General features: G+C 62.6%; 15 protein-coding genes. 3 read left to right on the top strand and 12 right to left on the bottom strand.

Features of this window, described 5'->3' with window-relative positions; translation table 11 throughout:
- Positions 1-6 precede the first annotated feature (6 nt).
- From DNK06_RS10365 to DNK06_RS10340, 6 genes are all read right to left on the bottom strand, one after another.
- On the bottom strand, positions 7-978 hold the full coding sequence (locus tag DNK06_RS10365; protein ID WP_131179955.1) for a Bug family tripartite tricarboxylate transporter substrate binding protein: 972 nt from the start codon (positions 976-978) through the stop codon (positions 7-9).
- 52 nt (positions 979-1,030) lie between these two features.
- Positions 1,031-2,062 carry an AbrB family transcriptional regulator gene (locus DNK06_RS10360; RefSeq protein ID WP_131179954.1) on the bottom strand — a complete coding sequence of 344 codons (1,032 nt, stop codon included), beginning with the start codon at positions 2,060-2,062 and terminating at the stop codon, positions 1,031-1,033.
- A gap of 4 nt (positions 2,063-2,066) precedes the next feature.
- Positions 2,067-3,584, bottom strand: a complete 1,518-nt coding sequence (locus DNK06_RS10355; protein WP_131179953.1) for a tripartite tricarboxylate transporter permease — start codon at positions 3,582-3,584, stop codon at positions 2,067-2,069.
- A gap of 3 nt (positions 3,585-3,587) precedes the next feature.
- Positions 3,588-4,058: a tripartite tricarboxylate transporter TctB family protein gene (locus DNK06_RS10350; RefSeq protein ID WP_131179952.1), complete on the bottom strand. Its 471-nt coding sequence runs from the start codon at positions 4,056-4,058 to the stop codon at positions 3,588-3,590.
- Between the two features lie 72 nt (positions 4,059-4,130).
- Positions 4,131-5,393: an OprD family porin gene (locus tag DNK06_RS10345; protein WP_131179951.1), complete on the bottom strand. Its 1,263-nt coding sequence runs from the start codon at positions 5,391-5,393 to the stop codon at positions 4,131-4,133.
- A gap of 159 nt (positions 5,394-5,552) precedes the next feature.
- The gene (locus DNK06_RS10340) at positions 5,553-6,527 is read right to left on the bottom strand and encodes a Bug family tripartite tricarboxylate transporter substrate binding protein (protein ID WP_131179950.1); all 975 of its coding nucleotides are present in this window, start codon (positions 6,525-6,527) and stop codon (positions 5,553-5,555) included.
- Positions 6,528-6,950: 423 nt separating this feature from the next.
- Between DNK06_RS10340 and DNK06_RS10335 the strand changes: the two genes are divergently transcribed.
- Positions 6,951-7,709: a hypothetical protein gene (locus DNK06_RS10335; protein ID WP_131179949.1), complete on the top strand. Its 759-nt coding sequence runs from the start codon at positions 6,951-6,953 to the stop codon at positions 7,707-7,709.
- A gap of 329 nt (positions 7,710-8,038) precedes the next feature.
- Positions 8,039-8,782: an endonuclease/exonuclease/phosphatase family protein gene (locus tag DNK06_RS10330; protein WP_131179948.1), complete on the top strand. Its 744-nt coding sequence runs from the start codon at positions 8,039-8,041 to the stop codon at positions 8,780-8,782.
- 59 nt (positions 8,783-8,841) lie between these two features.
- On the opposite strand, the gene DNK06_RS10325 is transcribed toward DNK06_RS10330, so the two are convergent.
- Positions 8,842-9,738 (bottom strand): peptidoglycan DD-metalloendopeptidase family protein, encoded by an 897-nt coding sequence (locus DNK06_RS10325; RefSeq protein WP_131179947.1) that lies wholly within the window; start codon positions 9,736-9,738, stop codon positions 8,842-8,844.
- A 230-nt stretch (positions 9,739-9,968) separates the two neighbouring features.
- Here DNK06_RS10325 and DNK06_RS10320 point away from each other — a divergent pair, with 230 nt between their 5' ends.
- Positions 9,969-11,465 carry an acetyl-CoA hydrolase/transferase family protein gene (locus DNK06_RS10320; protein ID WP_131179946.1) on the top strand — a complete coding sequence of 499 codons (1,497 nt, stop codon included), beginning with the start codon at positions 9,969-9,971 and terminating at the stop codon, positions 11,463-11,465.
- 27 nt (positions 11,466-11,492) lie between these two features.
- Here DNK06_RS10320 and DNK06_RS10315 read toward each other — a convergent pair whose 3' ends face one another.
- From DNK06_RS10315 to tagQ, 5 genes are all read right to left on the bottom strand, one after another.
- Positions 11,493-13,439, bottom strand: coding sequence for a GGDEF domain-containing protein (locus DNK06_RS10315; RefSeq protein ID WP_131179945.1), 1,947 nt, complete (start codon positions 13,437-13,439; stop codon positions 11,493-11,495).
- Between the two features lie 2 nt (positions 13,440-13,441).
- Positions 13,442-14,305 (bottom strand): endonuclease/exonuclease/phosphatase family protein, encoded by an 864-nt coding sequence (locus DNK06_RS10310; RefSeq protein WP_131179944.1) that lies wholly within the window; start codon positions 14,303-14,305, stop codon positions 13,442-13,444.
- Positions 14,306-14,326: 21 nt separating this feature from the next.
- Entirely contained in the window at positions 14,327-14,956 is a 630-nt protein-coding gene (locus DNK06_RS10305) for a thiol:disulfide interchange protein DsbA/DsbL (RefSeq protein ID WP_131179943.1), read from the bottom strand.
- Positions 14,957-15,109: 153 nt separating this feature from the next.
- On the bottom strand, positions 15,110-15,715 hold the full coding sequence (locus DNK06_RS10300; protein WP_131179942.1) for a c-type cytochrome: 606 nt from the start codon (positions 15,713-15,715) through the stop codon (positions 15,110-15,112).
- A 459-nt stretch (positions 15,716-16,174) separates the two neighbouring features.
- A complete protein-coding gene (gene tagQ, locus DNK06_RS10295; RefSeq protein ID WP_131179941.1) occupies positions 16,175-17,059 on the bottom strand; it encodes a type VI secretion system-associated lipoprotein TagQ in 885 nt (294 codons plus the stop codon).
- Positions 17,060-17,128: the final 69 nt, after the last annotated feature.

Here is a 17,128-nt window from a genome sequence, read left to right as displayed (position 1 = left end):
GATGGCTCATTCAGCCAGACCGAATTCCTTGGCCAGTTGCCGGTATTCGGCGACCTGGCGTTTCACGTAGGCATCCAGCTCGTCCCCTGCCATGGCCAGTGGATAGAGATCACGGCGCTCCACCTGCTGGCTGAACTCGGCCGAGGCGAACAGACGATCGAACGCAGCCCGCCACCAGGCGAATGCCTCATCGCTGACCTCCGGGCCCATGTAGAAACCACGGATGACCGGCCAGGAAACGTCGTAGCCCTGCTCCTTCGCGGTCGGAATATCGCTCAGCTTGCCCGGCAGGCGCTCGTCGGCGAGCACCGCCAGTACCCGCAGCGTGCCGGCCTCGATCTGCCCGGCCACTTCACTGGTGGCGCCGAAGACCACTTCGATGTGGCCACCCATCAACGCCGTGTAATGGGTGGCCCCTCCTTCGAACGGCACATAACGCAACGCCCTGGCGTCCACCCCGATCTCTCGCGCCAGCAATGCTGCACGCATCCAGCCGTGGCTGCCGACCGTACCGCCAGCGCCCATCGGCACCGCGCCCGGATCCTGCTTCAACGCCGCGGCCAGGTCGTCGAGGGTCTTGAAGCGCGAGTCGGCGCGCACCGCCACCAGGCCATAGTCCACACCCAGGGCTGCCAGCCACCTCACCGCGCTCTCGTCGAAGCGACCGAATTTGCCTTGTGCCAGGTTCATCAGCGAGCCGCTGGAGAACACCGTGACCAGACCTGGATCGGCTTTCTTCTGCCCGGCGATCACGTTGTAGGCCACGGCACCGAGGCCGCCCGGCATATAGGTCACGCGCATCGGGCTCTTGAGCAGTTTCTGCTCGTTCAAACCGCCCTGCAGCAGCTTGCAGGTGATGTCGAAGCCACCTCCCGGACTGCTCGGCGCGATGCATTCGGGGCGCCGCGGCTCATCGGCCCGGGCGCCGACAACGACCAGCGAAAAGGACAGGGCCAGCAGGAAAGCGGGACATTTCATATCTATCACCTTGTTGTTTTTGTAGGTTGAGTGCGCGTCCTGCACGATCGATTCATCCCTGTCGCGGCGACGACCAGCGTCGCCAGAGGCGAAACACGCGCTCGGCGAGAAACACCACCAGCACGAAACGCAGTACCTGGATGGCGGTCACCAGCGCCACCGACTGATTGAGGGCCTCGGCGGTCAGGCTCAGTTCGCTGATGCCGCCGGGCATCATGCCCAGCATGGTCGCGACCACCGGCAGGCCGCCGAGCTGCGCCAGGCACCAGGCCAGGCCACTGGCGCCGAGCACCATCAATGCGGTGAACGCCAGCACGCGCAGCAGGAAGGCCGGCGCCGAGCGGAAGAACGGGCGATCGAAGTAGCTGCCCAGCGAGCAGCCCATCAGCCATTGCCCCGCCTCACCGAGCCCGGGCGGCAGGCCGATATGCAGATCCATCCACACCGCGCAGGTGGCGCAGACCAGCAGCGGCCCGAGCATCCACGGGTTGGGCTGGTGCAGGCGTTGCCAGGCCCAGGCCACCAGGGCGCCGAGTGGTAGCAGCAGAGCCAGCCAGCGCCAGTCCACCGCTGCCGGAGCCGGCGCGCTCGGCGTGGGGATACCCAGGGTGAACAGCGCCGGGATGCACAGCACGATCAGCACCATACGCAGGCTCTGCCCGGCGGCCACCCTATCCAGTTGGCCAGCGCCGTGGCGTGCCGCCAGGTTGATCATTTCACTGGCACCACCGGGCATGCTGGCGAAGTACGCCGTGACCGGGTCGTTGCCGCCACGGCGAAAGATCACCACGCCGATCACCGACAGCAGCAGCGTGGCCAGGGCGCAGAGCAGGATCACCAGCGCATGACTGCCGATCTGCTCCACCACCTCGCGGGTGAAGTGCAGGCCCAGGCCGGTGGAGATCAGCCACTGCCCGCACTTGCGCCCGTTGGGGATGTCCTCGATGCGCCAGCCACTGCAGCGCACCAGGATGACCGCCAGCATGGCGCCGACGATCCACGGCAACGGCCAGCCGACCAGGCTTGCCAGCCAGCCGCCGAGCAGGCCGACGAAGGGCGTGGCGTACCAGCGCGATCCACGCATGCCGTTACTCGGCCGCAGCCAGGGCGCGGCGTACCTCGCGGCGACGACGCAGGGTTCGCCAGATCGGGAACAGGATCATCCCGGCGATCAGCACCCAGACCACCCAGGTGATCGGGCTGGAGAACAGAATGCTCAGCTCGCCATTGGAGATCGACAGCGCCCGGCGCAGGTTCTGCTCCATCAGCCCGCCGAGGATGAAGCCCAGCAGGATCGCCGACAGCGGGAAGTCCATCTTGCGCAGGATGTAGCCGACCACACCGATACCGATCATCAGGAACAGGTCGAAGGTGGTGGCGTGCACGGCGTAGACGCCGATCGAAGTGATGATGGCGATCACCGGCACCAGCGCCCAGTACGGCACGGCGAGGATCTTGGTGAAGATCTTGATCATCGGCACGTTGATCACGATCAGCATCAGGTTGGCGACGAACAGCGAGGCGATCAGGCCCCAGACGATGTCCGGCTGGTTCTGGAACAGCAGTGGACCGGGCGTGATGTTGTACAGGGTCAGGGCACCGAGCATTACCGCGGTGGTACCGGAGCCGGGCACGCCAAGGGTCAGCATCGGCACCATGGAACCGCAGGCCGAAGCGCTGTTGGCGGTTTCCGGAGCGGCCAGGCCGCGCAGGTCGCCTTCACCGAATTTGTTGTCCTTGGTGGCCAGGCGTTTTTCGCTCATGTACGCCACGGCGCTGGCCAGGGTCGCGCCAGCACCAGGCAGGATGCCGAGGAAGAAGCCCAGGGCACCGGTGCGCAGGTTGGTCGCCAAAACCTGCGCACCCTCCTTGAAGTTGAACAGCATGCGCCCGCCAGCCTCGATGGCCTTCTGGCCGTTGTGCGTGCGTTCAAGCAACACGAGGATCTCGCTGACCGAGAACAGGCCAAGTACCAGCACCACGAACTGGATGCCATCGGCCAGGCCCAGGCTGCCGAAGGTGAAGCGGTACACGCCACTGTTGGAGTCGATGCCGATGCACGACAGCAGCAGGCCGATCAGCGCGGCGATGGCGGTCTTCATTGGCTTGTTGCCGGCCATGCCGGCCAGGCAGACGATGGCGAAGACCATCAGCACGAAGTACTCCGCCGGGCCGAAGGCGACCGCCCAACTGGCCAGCAGCGGGGCGAAGATCACCACGCCGCAGGTGGCCATCAGGCCGCCGACGAACGAGCTCCAGGCGGAGATCGACAGCGCTACGCCCGCCTTGCCCTGACGCGCCAGCGGGTAGCCGTCGAGGGTGGTCATCACGGCCGAGGCTTCGCCGGGAATGTTCAGCAGGATCGAGGAGATACGGCCGCCGTATTCGCAACCCAGGTACACCGCGGCGAGCAGGATCAGCGCGCTCTCCGGCGGCAGGCCGAGGGCGAAGGCGATGGGAATCAGCAGCGCCACGCCGTTGATCGGGCCCAGGCCAGGCAACAGGCCGACCACGGTGCCGATCAGGGTGCCGCATAGCGCGGTGAACAGGTTGTAAGGCGTGAGCGCAACGCCGAAGCCCTGCCCCAGATAGCTAAGAGTTTCCATCGATCAGTTCTCCAGGAGTTCCAGAACGCCCAAGGGCAGGGGCACGTCCAGCGCGTAATCGAACAGCAGATAGAGGCCGATCGAGGCGACCACGCCGATCACCGCGCATTGCCACCAGCGAGCGCCATACAGGCGGGCGATGAAGAAGCCGAACAGCGTGGTGCTGAGCACGAAACCCAGCCTTTCGAACAGCGCGGCATACACCAGCAGCAACCCGACACAGGCGCACACCTTGATCAGCATGGGCCGATCCAGCGGCACCTCTTCATCATGACCGGGCACTGGCGCCAGGCTTATCGAGGCCGGCTTGAACAGCAGGTACAGCGCCCCCGCGATGATCAGCACCAGCAACAGCAGCGGATACGCCCGCGGCCCGACCGGCTCATAGGAAAACGGTGCCTGGTAACCCCAGGCGACGACGACCAGGCCGATGCAGATCGCCAGCAGGATCGCCCCGAAGATGCGTTGATACATGAAACACCCCTCGCGGACGTGGCTTGCGCGTTCCGCTGCAAGAAGGCCGCCCACGGCGGCCAGGTTCGCTGGTTACCAGATCGGCAGGCTGTAGCTGACGATCAGACGATGCTCGTCCGCGCCGCGGGTGAAGTTGGCGCGGTGGCTGGCATGGCGCCAGCGCACGCCGACGTTCTTCAGCGCACCGCTCTGCACCTTGTATTGCACGTCGATGTTGCGCTCCCACTCACGACCGGTCTGGCTGCTGCCGGTGACCTGGGCATGGGAACCGCTGACATAGCGGGTCATGAAGGTCAGCCCCGGTACGCCCAGGGCGCTGAAATCGTAGTCGTAGCGCGCCTGCCAGGAGCGTTCTTCGGCCTGGGCGAAATCGTTGAGCTGGAGGAAGTTGACCAGGTAGGGGTCGGAGCCGTCGATATAGGCGAAACCGGTATCGCCGAACATGCGCTGGTAACCGGCACCGATGCTGTGTCCGGCCTGGCTGTAGGTGAGCATGCCATTGAGCGCGCGATTGTCGACCTCGCCACCGAGGGCGCGGCCCTGGTCGTCACTGATGGACAGGCGCAGGTCGGTCTTCAGCTCGCCCTCGCCCAGCGGCAGCGAATGCTGCAGGCCGAGGAAGTGCTGGTTGTACACATCGTCCAACTGACCGAAGTGGTAGCTGCCGGTCAGCGCCGGCGTGAAACGGTAATCGGCACCGGCGAAATCGAAATGTGCCGATTCCGCCGCACCACCGCTGAAACGGCGGTTCTTGTTGTTCAGTGCCAGGCGCTCGGAATGACTGGCCTCCCGCGCAGTGACCCGTTCCAGGCGACCGAGATTGAGGGTCAGACCCTCCAGCTCGTTGGCGGTCAGTTGCCCGCCACGAAACACCTGCGGCAGGATGCGGCCATCGTTGGGCCGCACGGTGGGCAACCTGGGAATCAGCGTACCGACCTTCAGCTCGCTCGCGGACACGCGCACCTTGGCGGTCAACCCGAGCTTGGAATACTCGTCCGCGGCACGGCCGTCATCGTGAGTGGGCAACAGCCCGGTACCCGTGCGGCCACGACCCGAATCGAGCTTGAGCCCGAGCATGCCCAGGGCATCCACACCGAAGCCCAGGGTGCCGTCGGTATACCCGGAGCGCATGTCCAGGATGAATCCCTGAGCCCACTCCTCGCGCTTGGACTGGCCGCTGCCGTCACGAAAGTCGCGATTGAGATAGAAATTGCGCAGATCCAGCCTGGCCGAGCTGTCCTCGACGAAAGCGGCCTGGCTGCCCAGGCTGCAAACCAGCAGAGGCAACGAAGTGCAGATTGCCGCAGCCAGCGGCGCGGAACGGAAAACGGGCATCGACTGCCTCCTTGTTGTTATCGAGTGATGCGTATGCAGCCGTCATCGGCCTGATGACGGCGGGGATGTTCGCGGCTGAGACCGATAGCGTCCATTACCGAATATTCATCATTCGATTCCCTTCGGAAATCGAATCAGCCAGCGTCGCCGTGGCCTCTCTTACTGCACCAGGCCAAAGTCGCTGGCCAGTCGCTTGTACTCGGCCACCTGCCTCTTCACGTACTCGCCCAGTTCTTCGCCGGTCATGGAGAAGGCGTACATTTCCCGCTGGTCGCGCAGGCGGGCGAACTCTTCGGTCTGCATCAGCTTGTCGAAGGAGGCGAGCCACCAGGCGTAATCCTCATCCTTCACTTTCGGGCCCATGAAGAAGCCGCGAATCACCGGCCAGGAAACGTCATAGCCCTGCTCTTTTGCAGTGGGGATTTCAGCCAGCTTGCCGTCCAGACGTTCGTCGGCCAGTAGCGCCAGCACGCGCACATCACCCGCCTCGACATAAGGCGCGGCCACGGCGATATCGCCGCTGATCACCCCGACGTGTCCGCCGAGCAATGCGGTGAACACATCGCCATTGGTGTCGAAACCGACATAACGCAGCTTGCGCGGGTCGATGCCGCCTTCGCGGCTGAGCAACGCGGCCTGCATCCAGTGCTGGCTGCCAACCGTGCCGGCTGCACCGAGCGGCGTGACGGCCGGGTTTTCCTTGAGGGCAGCGATCAGGTCGCCGAGATTCTGGTAAGGAGAATCCTTGCGTACGGCGATGACGCCGTAACTGGCACCCACGGCGGCCAGCCAGCGCACATCACTCTCGTCATAACGACCGAACTTGCCCTGCGCCAGATTGAGCAGCGAACCGCTGGAGAAAGCCACGATAGCGCCGGCATCGGCAGGACGCTGCGCGACCATGGTGTTGTAGGCCACCGCACCGATGCCGCCAGGCATGTAGGTGACGCGCATCGGCGACTTGAGCAATTCGATGTCCTTGAGGCCGCTTTGCGCCAGCTTGCACGTCAGGTCGAACGCGCCACCCGGGCTGGAAGGCGCGATGCATTCCGGACGACGCGGCTCGGCCTGCAAGCTGCCCGCGATCAAAAGAACGCTCAGCCCGAGCGCGTAACGCTTACTCAAACGCAACATAGGAATTCCTCTTTGTTTTTATTGGCCATTGCAGTCTCGGAAGCCACAATAGTTCTACCTGACAGAACATCGTTCTGATTTATCGACAGATTAAGAAATAAAACGCCCGATGTCCACCATTCCTGGGCAAAAGGAGCGGATGTGCAGTGGGAAACAGGCGAGAAAAGTCATCAGCGTTCTGCGCAATGGAACGCAAGGGAGTGACGGCATATGGCAGAAGAGCAAGGATCTGGCAGGAAAAATATTGACCGATTGGTCATTTAACGGATGAAAAATACGAAGTCTTGTTCATTAAAAACAGACACTTGTGACCGTTTGTCTGGCTCTCCGAATCCTCGAGACCTGCGGCAGTCCACCGTGAGCTGGACGCTCTATATCGGTGCACACAGCATTCAATCGACTGTCTCAACACAGGATCTCGCCATGACGCTCAATGGATTAACCTCGAAAACCGCCCTCGCCCTCTGCCTCGCCGGCGCCTCCCACGCGTATGCCGATTCGATCACCGACCCGATCTCCACCATTGGCGTGATCGGATCGCACAACCAGTACAAGCAGAGCACCTTCGGCGAAAGCGACAAGGAACGTCTGAATCAGGGCGGCCTGTTCTACAACTTCGGCAACAAGCTGACCGGCCACGAAGGATTCATCTATCAGGCGGGCATCGAAGGCCAGTACCGTGAGAAGGACGACGACGAATACAAGTCGGCCCGCGCCGACATCGACCTGGGTCTGCGCGCCGCGCTGAGCACCAACAACTACATCGACTTCATCATCGGCGGGGGCTACGATTGGGGCCGTATCGAGCAGGACGATGTCGGCCCGTTCGATAACAACGTCAAACTGACCAGCAAATCGCCATTCGCCAAGGCGGGCATCGGCTACAACTACCTGACCCCGGACTACACCGTGCGCCTGGAGGCCGGTGCGCGCTATTCGGTCGAAGGCGAAGCCAAGCTGAAAGTCAGCGGCGAAGGCAGCGATACCGTTGACCTGAAGGACAAGGCCAACCCCTACGCCGAACTGACCGTGCTGTGGAACAAGGGCATCAACAACCTGCCGATCAGCACCAGCCTGTACTACACCCGAACCAACTACAAAGTCGACAGCGACAGCGTGCTGGCCGAGAACAGCAAGCTCAAGCAGGAACAGATAGGTCTGAAGGTCGGCCTGGCGTTCTGAGTAAAACGTGCGCATAGAGAATCGCCCGGCTTGCCGGGCGATTCTCGTTCGTCGGTTACCACGCCCGCTCTTAATCGTGGCGTGAGCCGATCATTCGGAGCGTCCCGCGATAACGAAACCCGGATTACGCCTGCGGCTAATCCAGGCTCCAGGATCGTCTGCCAGACTACCGGACGCGAGTGGCGAGCTTGAAGTCATCTCGGTGGTGAGGGCGCAGGCCTTCTGCGGCGGGCGCCTGGTATACTTCGGCATCCCTAGGATCCATCGCTGGCGCAGCGCCCCGTGCGTTCTCCACGCTGCCTTCCATGCCGTAATCGCCTACTGATTCCATGTCGCTCAACATCGCCTCCATCAATATCGAACGCTCCAGACACCTGCCGCGAGTCGAGGCCTTCGTTACTCGTGAACGCCCGGATCTGCTCTGCCTGCAGGAGCTCTGCGAGCGCGACATTCCGTTCTTCGAAGCCCTGATGGGCGGCCGCATGTCCTTCGCGCCAATGCTGCGCTATCCGGGCGAAGGCTCTTCAAATGTGGTCGGCGTCGGCATGATCGCCCGCGCAGAAGCATTGGCGGACGTGGTCGCCGACTATTACTCAGGCAGCGCGCAAAGCATTCGCGAAATAACCTTCTTCAGCACGCAAGGCCAACGCACTGCCGACCCGCTGAGCATCGCCGAAGTCATGCTGACTGCCACCGTCCGGGGCTTGCGTATCGCCGTCACCCATCTCAACGTGACCCCGCTCGGCACCTCCACGGCGTACCAGCGGGAGAGTGCCGGCAAGCTGATCCGTCTGGCCCAGGCGCAAGCGCAGCAGGCTGGCGACCTGCTGCTGGCAGGCGACTTCAACGCCCCGCGCGGCCGCGCCACCTTCGATCTGATCGCCGAGCACTTCATCGATGGTATACCGGCGCACTACACCAGCAGCATCGACGGCTCGCTACACCGCGCCGGAGACATTCCGTTCATGGTCGACGGGCTGTTCCACACGCCGGGCTACCGGCTGGAAAACGCCCGCCTGAGTACTGGCGTGTCCGACCATTGCGCTCTCAGTTGCCGCTTGAGCAAAGCCTGATGCACTGCTGTAGCGGCACATATCCATAGGGCACTTGAAAGCGGATGGATGCCAGGGCCTCAATCGCCACCCACGGCGAAGTTGGGCAGGCTGTCCACCGGCTGGCTGAACTCGAAGGGAATCGATTCCAGGGCCATGCCGACGTTACGCTGCACCACGAAGTGCAGGTGCGGGCCGGTGCTGTTTCCGGTGTTGCCGGAGCGGGCAATGGGCGCCCCGGCGGCGATGCGCTGACCTTCACGAACGCTGACCGAACCCTGCATCAAATGCAGGTAAACGCCCATTGTGCTGTCGTCATGAAGGATGCGCACGAAGTTGCCGGATGGGTTGGTACCGCGCCCACTCTGGGAGTTTTCGATTTTCACCACCACGCCGCTGCGCGCGGCGACGATCGGTGTGCCCTCGGGCATGGCGATGTCCACGGCATAGCGCCCCTTCGGGGTGAAGTGGCTGTACTGGCCGTTGGCGCCCTGAGTCAGACGAAACGGCCCGCCTTGCCACGGCAGTGGATAACGTTTCTGCATCGGCAGCAACCGCGGGTCACCCAGGGCGTAACTCAGCTTGGGCGTATAACGCAGTGGCTTGGAGGGATCGAGCGGCGCCAGGGTGGCCAGGCGGATCTCGCTACGCGGTGGCAGCACCCAGTTGATCGGCTTGCTCGGCACACCACTGGCGTTGGCGACCTGCTCAATTTTCAGTTCCACCTGAACCGGCGCATACAAGTCGTTGCGCACCAGCAAGGTCTCTCCCGCCGCGTGCTTGCGGGTTTCCAGCTTCACCTGGTTGTCGAGTTTTTCCTCCATGCGGTCGCTGAACACGAATACCTTCGCACCGGGCGCAGCCTGATCACTGTAGGTGACCACGCCATTGGCGTCGGTGTACTTGTATACGGTCAGCGCACTCGCCTGACAGGCGAACGCACAGAGTCCCAGAAGAAGAGAGAAGCGCCCTAGCATAACGACTCGAGTCGATTTATTTAGTTATCAAGTGTTGGCGGGCCAAGACTAGCAGCGTCTCCATCACCGGGCGACTACCGACTGCGCGCTTTGCGACAACCGGCACAGGCTTTTTGCATACTCTCGGGAATGGCGATGCCAGAGCCTTCCATTCGACCTAAGTCCTAGGGGCAGAACACCGCACGAAGCACTAGACTGCCGCTCTTCTTTTTTGCTCCCAGAGATTCGCCATGTACCGTGACCGCGTGCGCCTTCCTTCGTTGCTGGAAAAAGTGATGAGCGCCGAACAGGCCGCCGCCCTGATCGAAGATGGCATGACTGTCGGCATGAGCGGATTCACCCGCGCAGGCGAAGCCAAGGCCGTGCCCCGGGCCCTGGCCGAGCGTGCCCGCCAGCAGCCGCTGAAGATCAGCCTGATGACCGGCGCCAGCCTGGGCAACGATCTGGACAAACAACTGACCGAAGCCGGCGTATTGGCCCGGCGCATGCCGTTCCAGGTCGACAGCACCCTGCGCAAGGCGATCAACGACGGTACGGTGATGTTCATCGACCAGCACCTTTCGGAAACCGTCGAGCAATTGCGCAACCACCAGCTCAAGCTGCCGGACATCGCAGTGATCGAAGCGGTCGCCATCACCGAGCAAGGCCACATAGTGCCGACCACGTCAGTGGGCAACTCGGCCAGCTTCGCGATCTTCGCCAAACGGGTGATCGTCGAGATCAACCTGGCGCACAACGCCAATCTCGAAGGCCTGCACGATATCTACATTCCGACCTACCGGCCGACCCGCACACCAATCCCGCTGACTCGCGTGGAAGACCGCATCGGCCTCGGTGCGATCCCGATTCCAGCGGAAAAGATTGCCGCCATCGTTATCAGCAACCAGCCGGACTCACCGTCCACCGTGCTGCCGCCCGATAGCGAAACCCAGGCCATCGCCGATCACCTGATCGATTTCTTCAAGGGAGAAGTGGCTACCGGACGCATGAGCAACAACCTCGGCCCATTGCAGGCTGGCATCGGCAGCATCGCCAACGCGGTAATGTGCGGTCTGATCGAGTCGCCATTCGAAGGCCTGACCATGTACTCCGAGGTGCTGCAGGACTCGACCTTCGACCTGTTCGACGCCGGCAAACTGAGCTTCGCCTCAGGCAGCTCGATCACCCTCTCTGCACGACGCAATGCCGAGGTGTTCGGCAACCTGGAAAAATACAAGGATCGGCTGGTGCTGCGCCCGCAGGAAATCTCCAACCACCCGGAAGTCGTCCGCCGCCTGGGCATCATCGGCATCAATACCGCCCTGGAGTTCGACCTCTACGGCAACGTCAATTCGACCCATGTCGGCGGAACCAGGATGATGAACGGTATCGGTGGCAGCGGCGACTTCGCCCGCAACGCCCACCTGGCGGTGTTCGTCACCAAGTCCATCGCCAAGGGTGGGGCGATTTCCAGCGTGGTGCCGATGGTCAGTCATGTCGACCATACCGAGCATGACGTGGACATCCTGGTCACCGAGCAGGGCCTGGCCGATCTGCGCGGCCTGGCACCACGCGAGCGCGCTCGGGCGATCATCGACAATTGCGTGCACCCGGACTTCCGCGGCCCGCTGAACGACTACTTCGAGCGTGCCTGCACACGCGGCGGTCACACCCCACATATCCTGCGCGAAGCCATGGAGTGGCACATCAACCTGGAAGAAACCGGGCGCATGCTCGCTGCGGTCTGAGCGGTAACGCCTGCTTCGGCGGGCGTATCAGCCTTGTTCGATACGGTTGCGTCCACTGCGCTTGGCGCGATAAAGCGCCTGGTCGGCGCGCTCGAACACCTGCTCGCTACGCTCCGCGGCACTGAACGAGGCGATGCCGCCAGACAGGGTGATGGTCACGCGCTCACCCTTGAAGTGGAACGGGCAGTTCTCGATCGCCGAGCGCAAGGTATCGAGCAGTTTCAGGCCGCCCTCCATGGGCGTGGACGGGATCAGCAGAACGAACTCTTCGCCCCCGAAACGGGCGATGAAGTCGGTCTTGCGCAGCCGCTTGAACAGTTCACCCGCAATGATCTTCAACACCTTGTCGCCGGCCAGATGGCCGAAATCATCGTTGATGCGCTTGAAGTGGTCGATATCCAGAACTGCCAGCAGCAGATCACCACCATAGCGCTGCCAACGCGCCAGTTCGAGATCCAGGCGCTCTGTCCAGGCCGCGCGATTGGGTAGCCCGGTGAGGGGATCGAGCAGCGCCTTCTGCCGTTGCTCTTCAAGGTGATCACGAAAGCCCTTGGCTTCCAGCTCCATGCTCGCCACGCGCTCGACCAGAACCTGCAGACGCTCACCCACCTGCTGTTCGCGTTCATCGCGCTGCTGCTGATACTGCGCCATGGTGCCGAGCAAGCCGTTGAGGCGGTTTTCCACCAGACTTTTAAGGCTGTCGAGATCGGTGGCTTCCTGCATGCTGCTGTGCAATCCATCGACCTGCTGACGTAGCTCGCTGTCCAGGCTGCGCGCGGCCTGGGTCGAGTCGGCATAGTCCGTGCGCACATCACCCAGGTTGCCCTGGAAGGCCGCCAGGCGCTCGTTGAGTTGCTTGAGATAGCCCTCGAACTCGCGCTGACCGACATCGGCGATCGCCAGCATCAGCACGCCGAGGTCATCCAGCACCGGCACGAGTTCGTACATGTTGAGGCCGGCCGTGATGCGCTCACGCAGCACATCGGCCTGCGCCTGATGTCGCTCAGGCAGCGGCAGCTCCTCCAGCAAACCGAGCAGGCTGCTTTCGACGTGACTGGCGATGGCGATGTAGCCGGGCTCGGGCACAGCCGGCAGTGCATATTCGGGATCAGCCTGGGCCGCTTCTTCTATCGTGGCTTCATAGAGAATGGCGGCTTCTGCCACCTCGGTGACGGGTTCGCGCGCTGGCTGGGCGGCAGGCGTCGGTAACAGCAGCGAGGACGGCAATGGCAGGCTATCCAGCAAAACAATGCCATTGGCAGCGGCCGAACTGACGGGTGCAACGGCAGGTTCGAGTCCCTCAGGCGGCGCGGCCATCACGGCAAGCGCGGGCTCGGCTGCTGCGGGCTGCTCGACCAGCGCTATAGCCGCGGGTGTGCTTTGCGGCGGCAAGGCCTGCGCAATCGGCGTTGTCTCTGCCGCTGCCTCAGGCTGCGCTACCGGGTTCGCCACATCACGGCTGCCGAATAGCCGCTCGATCAATCCCGGGCGCTCGACCTGCTCCGTTCCCAGGGCAACCAGTGCCTGCTGCTGCAACTGGCTCAGTTCGGCCAGCAGGGCGGGCAGCTCACGGGATTGTCGCGCTCGCTCATCGACCTGCTTGGCATAACGTTTGAGCGGTTTGCGTACGTCGCTCGGCAGATCCATCTTCAGCAACTGCGCCACCAGGTTCGACAGCCCGCTGGCGACCTGCTCGATACGTTGCTGACGGCGCTGCTCGGAATCCAGCACGGTCTTTTCCAGCCGCGGAATCAGCGCGCTGAGCCCGACATCCATATCGTCACGGCGGAGGATCTCACGCAGATCCTGCATGCACTGGTCGACCGATTTGTCGGAACCCTCGGCCGCCAGGCTGCTGCGTACCAGACCGCGCCGCAGCAGGTCGATGCGCGCATCCCAGCGGCGTTCGAGTTTTTCCTGCTGCTCAAGATTGGAAAGGTATTTCTCGCGCCAGCGCTGGGCGTCGTCGTCCATGCTCAGGGCTCTTGTACACGGAGCGGCAACGGTGCTGAAAAGGCATTGGGCAAGCGGATTTCCACGGCCACCGGCAGGTGATCGGAGATCGGCTGGGCCAGCACCTGAAAGCGCTCGAGTTCCAGGCCTGGACTGAGCAGGATGTGATCGAGGCAGCGCTGTGGGCGCCAGCTCGGAAAGGTCGCTTCGATCTGCGGCGCGAGCAGGCCGAGGTCGCGCAGTGGCGAGTTTTCCAGCAGATCGGCGGCGTGGGTATTCATGTCACCCATCAGGATCTGATGACGGTAACCGCCGATCAGCTCGCGAATGTAGGCAAGCTGCCGGGTGCGGGTACGCGGCCCCAGCGCCAGATGCATCATGACCACGGCAATGGCGTCCTCGCCTTCACCGATACGCAACAGGATCGCGCCACGACCGGCAGGGCCAGGCAGTGGATGATCCTCCAGCAGCGTTGGGCGCAGACGACTGAGCAGCCCGTTGCTGTGCTGGCCGAAGCGGCCAAGATTGCGATTGAGTTGCTGATACCAGTAAGGAAAGGTGCCCAGGCGGGCCAGGTGCTCGATCTGGTTGACGAAGCCGGAACGCACGCTGCCGCCATCGGCTTCCTGCAGCGCCACGATGTCGTAATCACCGAGCAGATCGCCGATACGCTGCAGATTGCCGGCGCGCCCCTGATGCGGCAGCAGGTGCTGCCAGCCGCGAGTCAGGTAATGGTGATAACGCTCGGTACTGATACCGACCTGGATATTGAAACTGAGCAGGCGCAGGCGCCCGTTCTGCGGCCAATCGCCGTCCGGGGTGCAGTCCGGGTTGACCTGTGGATCACACAGGCCAGCCTGACGGGGCATGGAACGGCGACGCAGCATGGCAGGGCGCTCCGGATGCGGTTACTTGGCTGCGCGCTCTTTGGCGATCAGGTGATCGGCGACCTGCAGAGTCTGCTCCGGGCCACCCGAGCTGGAGATATCGAAACGGTATTTGCCGTTGACGATCATCACCGGTACGCCATTGATCTGATATGCCATGGCCAGCTTCTTGGCTTTTTCCATCTGGCTTTTCACGCCGAAGGAATTGAACGCCTTGAGGAAGGCGTCACGGTCGATGCCCTGGGTGACCAGGAAATCAGCCATCTCATCCGCAGTGGCCAGCTTGCGACCTTCCTGGTGAATGGCGCGGAACACTTCGTTGTGTACCTTGTGTTCGACCTTCATGCTTTCCAGGGTGATGAACAGCTGGCCATGGGCGTTCCATACGCCGCCGAACAGAGCGGGAATACGCACGAAGTTGACGTCATCCGGGAGCTTCTCGACCCAGGGATTGAGGGTCGGCTCGAACTGGTAGCAATGCGGGCAGCCGTACCAGAACAGTTCCACGACTTCGATCTTGCCGGGTTTGGAAATCGGTACCGGATTGCTCAGTTCGACATATTGCTTGCCGGCCTCGATCTCGGCGGCATGAGCAGCAACGCCGAACAGGCTGGCACCAGCCAGAACCGCGGAAAGGATCAGATTACGCATGCATGACTCCTTGCTATGAGGGTGCTGCGGACAGCTTCGCTTCGACTGGATAGCCACCCGGTAGGTTCCGTCCATTGTAGCGGCCTCGACAACGAAAAAGGGCGGTCAAGGCCAGCCTTTTTCGTTGCCGGTATGCAAACGCCGATCAATGCCTCAGTGCAGGCCCTGAACGTAACTCGACACCGCCTCGATATCCTTGTTGCTGAGTTTGGCGGCGATGTCGCGCATGATCATGCTGTCGCCATCGTTGCTGCGCTCGCCTTCGCGGAAGGCAGTCAGTTGCTTGGCGATGTAGTCGGCGTGCTGCCCCCCCAGATGAGGATAGCCAGCGGTGGCGATGCCGCTGCCATCCGGCGAGTGGCAGCCGGTGCAGGCCGGCATGCCTTCAGCCAGTTTGCCGCCGCGGAACAGATCCTGGCCACGCTCCACCTGTCCCGCATCGGCAGCGCCCACACTCATCTTCTGACTGGCGAAGTAGGCGGCGACATCGACCATGTCCTGCTCGCTGAGCGGTTCGAGCATGCCGGTCATTTCCAGCACCGGGCGGGCGCCTGACTTGATGTCCTGCATCTGCTTGAGCAGGTAGCGCTCGCCCTGCCCGGCCAGTTTCGGAAAGTTCGCCAGCTGGCTGTTGCCATCCGGCCCGTGGCAAGCTCCGCAAACGACGGCCTTTGCCTGCCCCGCAACCGGATCACCTGCGGCCTGGACAGCCCCGACCAGGCCCAGAGCCACCAGCAGACTCACTATTATCTTGTTCATCAGCTAATCCAAAACGGCGTAAGAGAGAAGTGTTATGAACCGGTGAGATCCGCCCGCCGCTTAATCGACGATGGTACGGACATACTCAAGCCGTGCATCCCTGCTCGAACCCTGGGGTGGCATGGACTCGCCTCGCAAGACGCCGTCACCAGCACGTCAATCCGGCCATGCCACCCCGAACAGCCTGCTCACCCACTCGGCACCCGCCATGATTGCTCAGCGCGACACCCCCGATAGTGACCGGCATCAATCACCTGTGCACATTCATGTCAGGGGCTTGATGGCTACGCATCGCCAACGCGCTGCACATTGATCGAATCAGTCTATACGAACGCATGCTCGACCCGAGGCCTCGAAACGGCGCCAATCAGAAGCCGCGAAAGCCGAAAACTCTCTGCCATCCCGCTGACGGCAGGCATAAAAAAACCGCGCCTGGCGCGGTTTTTTATCTAGCTGGCGTCAGGCCTTGCAGCTGGCTGGCGCCCAGTCACCCATGTCCGGGTTGTTGCACACATCGCTTACCAATGTGCGACCACGGCTGGCCACCTGCTGGCTTTCCTTCTGCTTGGCCTGGGCCTTCTGCAGCGATTGCTCGGTGGTAATGACTTCCTTGGTCACCTTGGCCGTGGCTTTCGGCTGCTTGGCAGTGGCCACCTTGGTCACCTCCTGGCGCTCGACGCCGACGGTCTGCAGATCCTTCTCGTACGCCTGGGTGTAGGTGCTGACGTTCTCGCCAGTACGGCCGTCCACCTTGGCCAGCAGCGCATTGGTTTCGTTCAGGCCACTGACGATTTCAGCCAGGCGCGTACGCCCTTCGGCGTCACTGATCTTGTTCGCCTTGCGATCCGCACGCAGCTGGGTGAACGACTGCTGATAGCAGCTCTGTGCGGCAGTGGCGTAACGAATGTTGCGATCGATGGCTTCGTTGTTGGTGTCGATATCGGTGGCATAGGAAGCCAGGCGTGCATTGTCATCGCTGATCTGCTGCTGACGCTGGTTGTAGTAGGCCACCGCCCCGCCAGCCAGTGCGCCACCCGCTGCACCGATGGCAGCGTTGCGACCGCGCTTGTCGTCGTCGACCAGCGCACCGCCGATGGCACCCAGCAGCCCGCCGGTCACTGCCCCGATGGCGATGCTGCGGCTCATCGCCTCATCCGAACTGCGCAACTGTTTCACGGGCTCGTAGCATTGCGGGAAGAACTCCGCCTTGGTGGTCGAGGCGACCTGGGAGCTCGGCGAGGATATACCGGCACAGCCTGCCAGCAGCACGCTGGTGCAGGTGACGGCAGAAAGCAGCGCAGTGCGCATCGAGGAAAAAGCGAGGGCCTTGTTGGGATTTTGCATCGTCATCGATCTCGTACTTGAGTGAGTGGTTTATTCCATTCAGGCTGCGTTGCGTGACAACCGCCTGCT

The sequence above is a fragment of the Phytopseudomonas daroniae genome (assembly GCF_004327285.1).
GTDB classification, from domain to species: domain Bacteria; phylum Pseudomonadota; class Gammaproteobacteria; order Pseudomonadales; family Pseudomonadaceae; genus Aquipseudomonas; species Aquipseudomonas daroniae.
The sequence above is the reverse complement of the archived record's forward strand: the minus strand, read 5'-3'. Positions and strand labels throughout refer to the sequence as shown.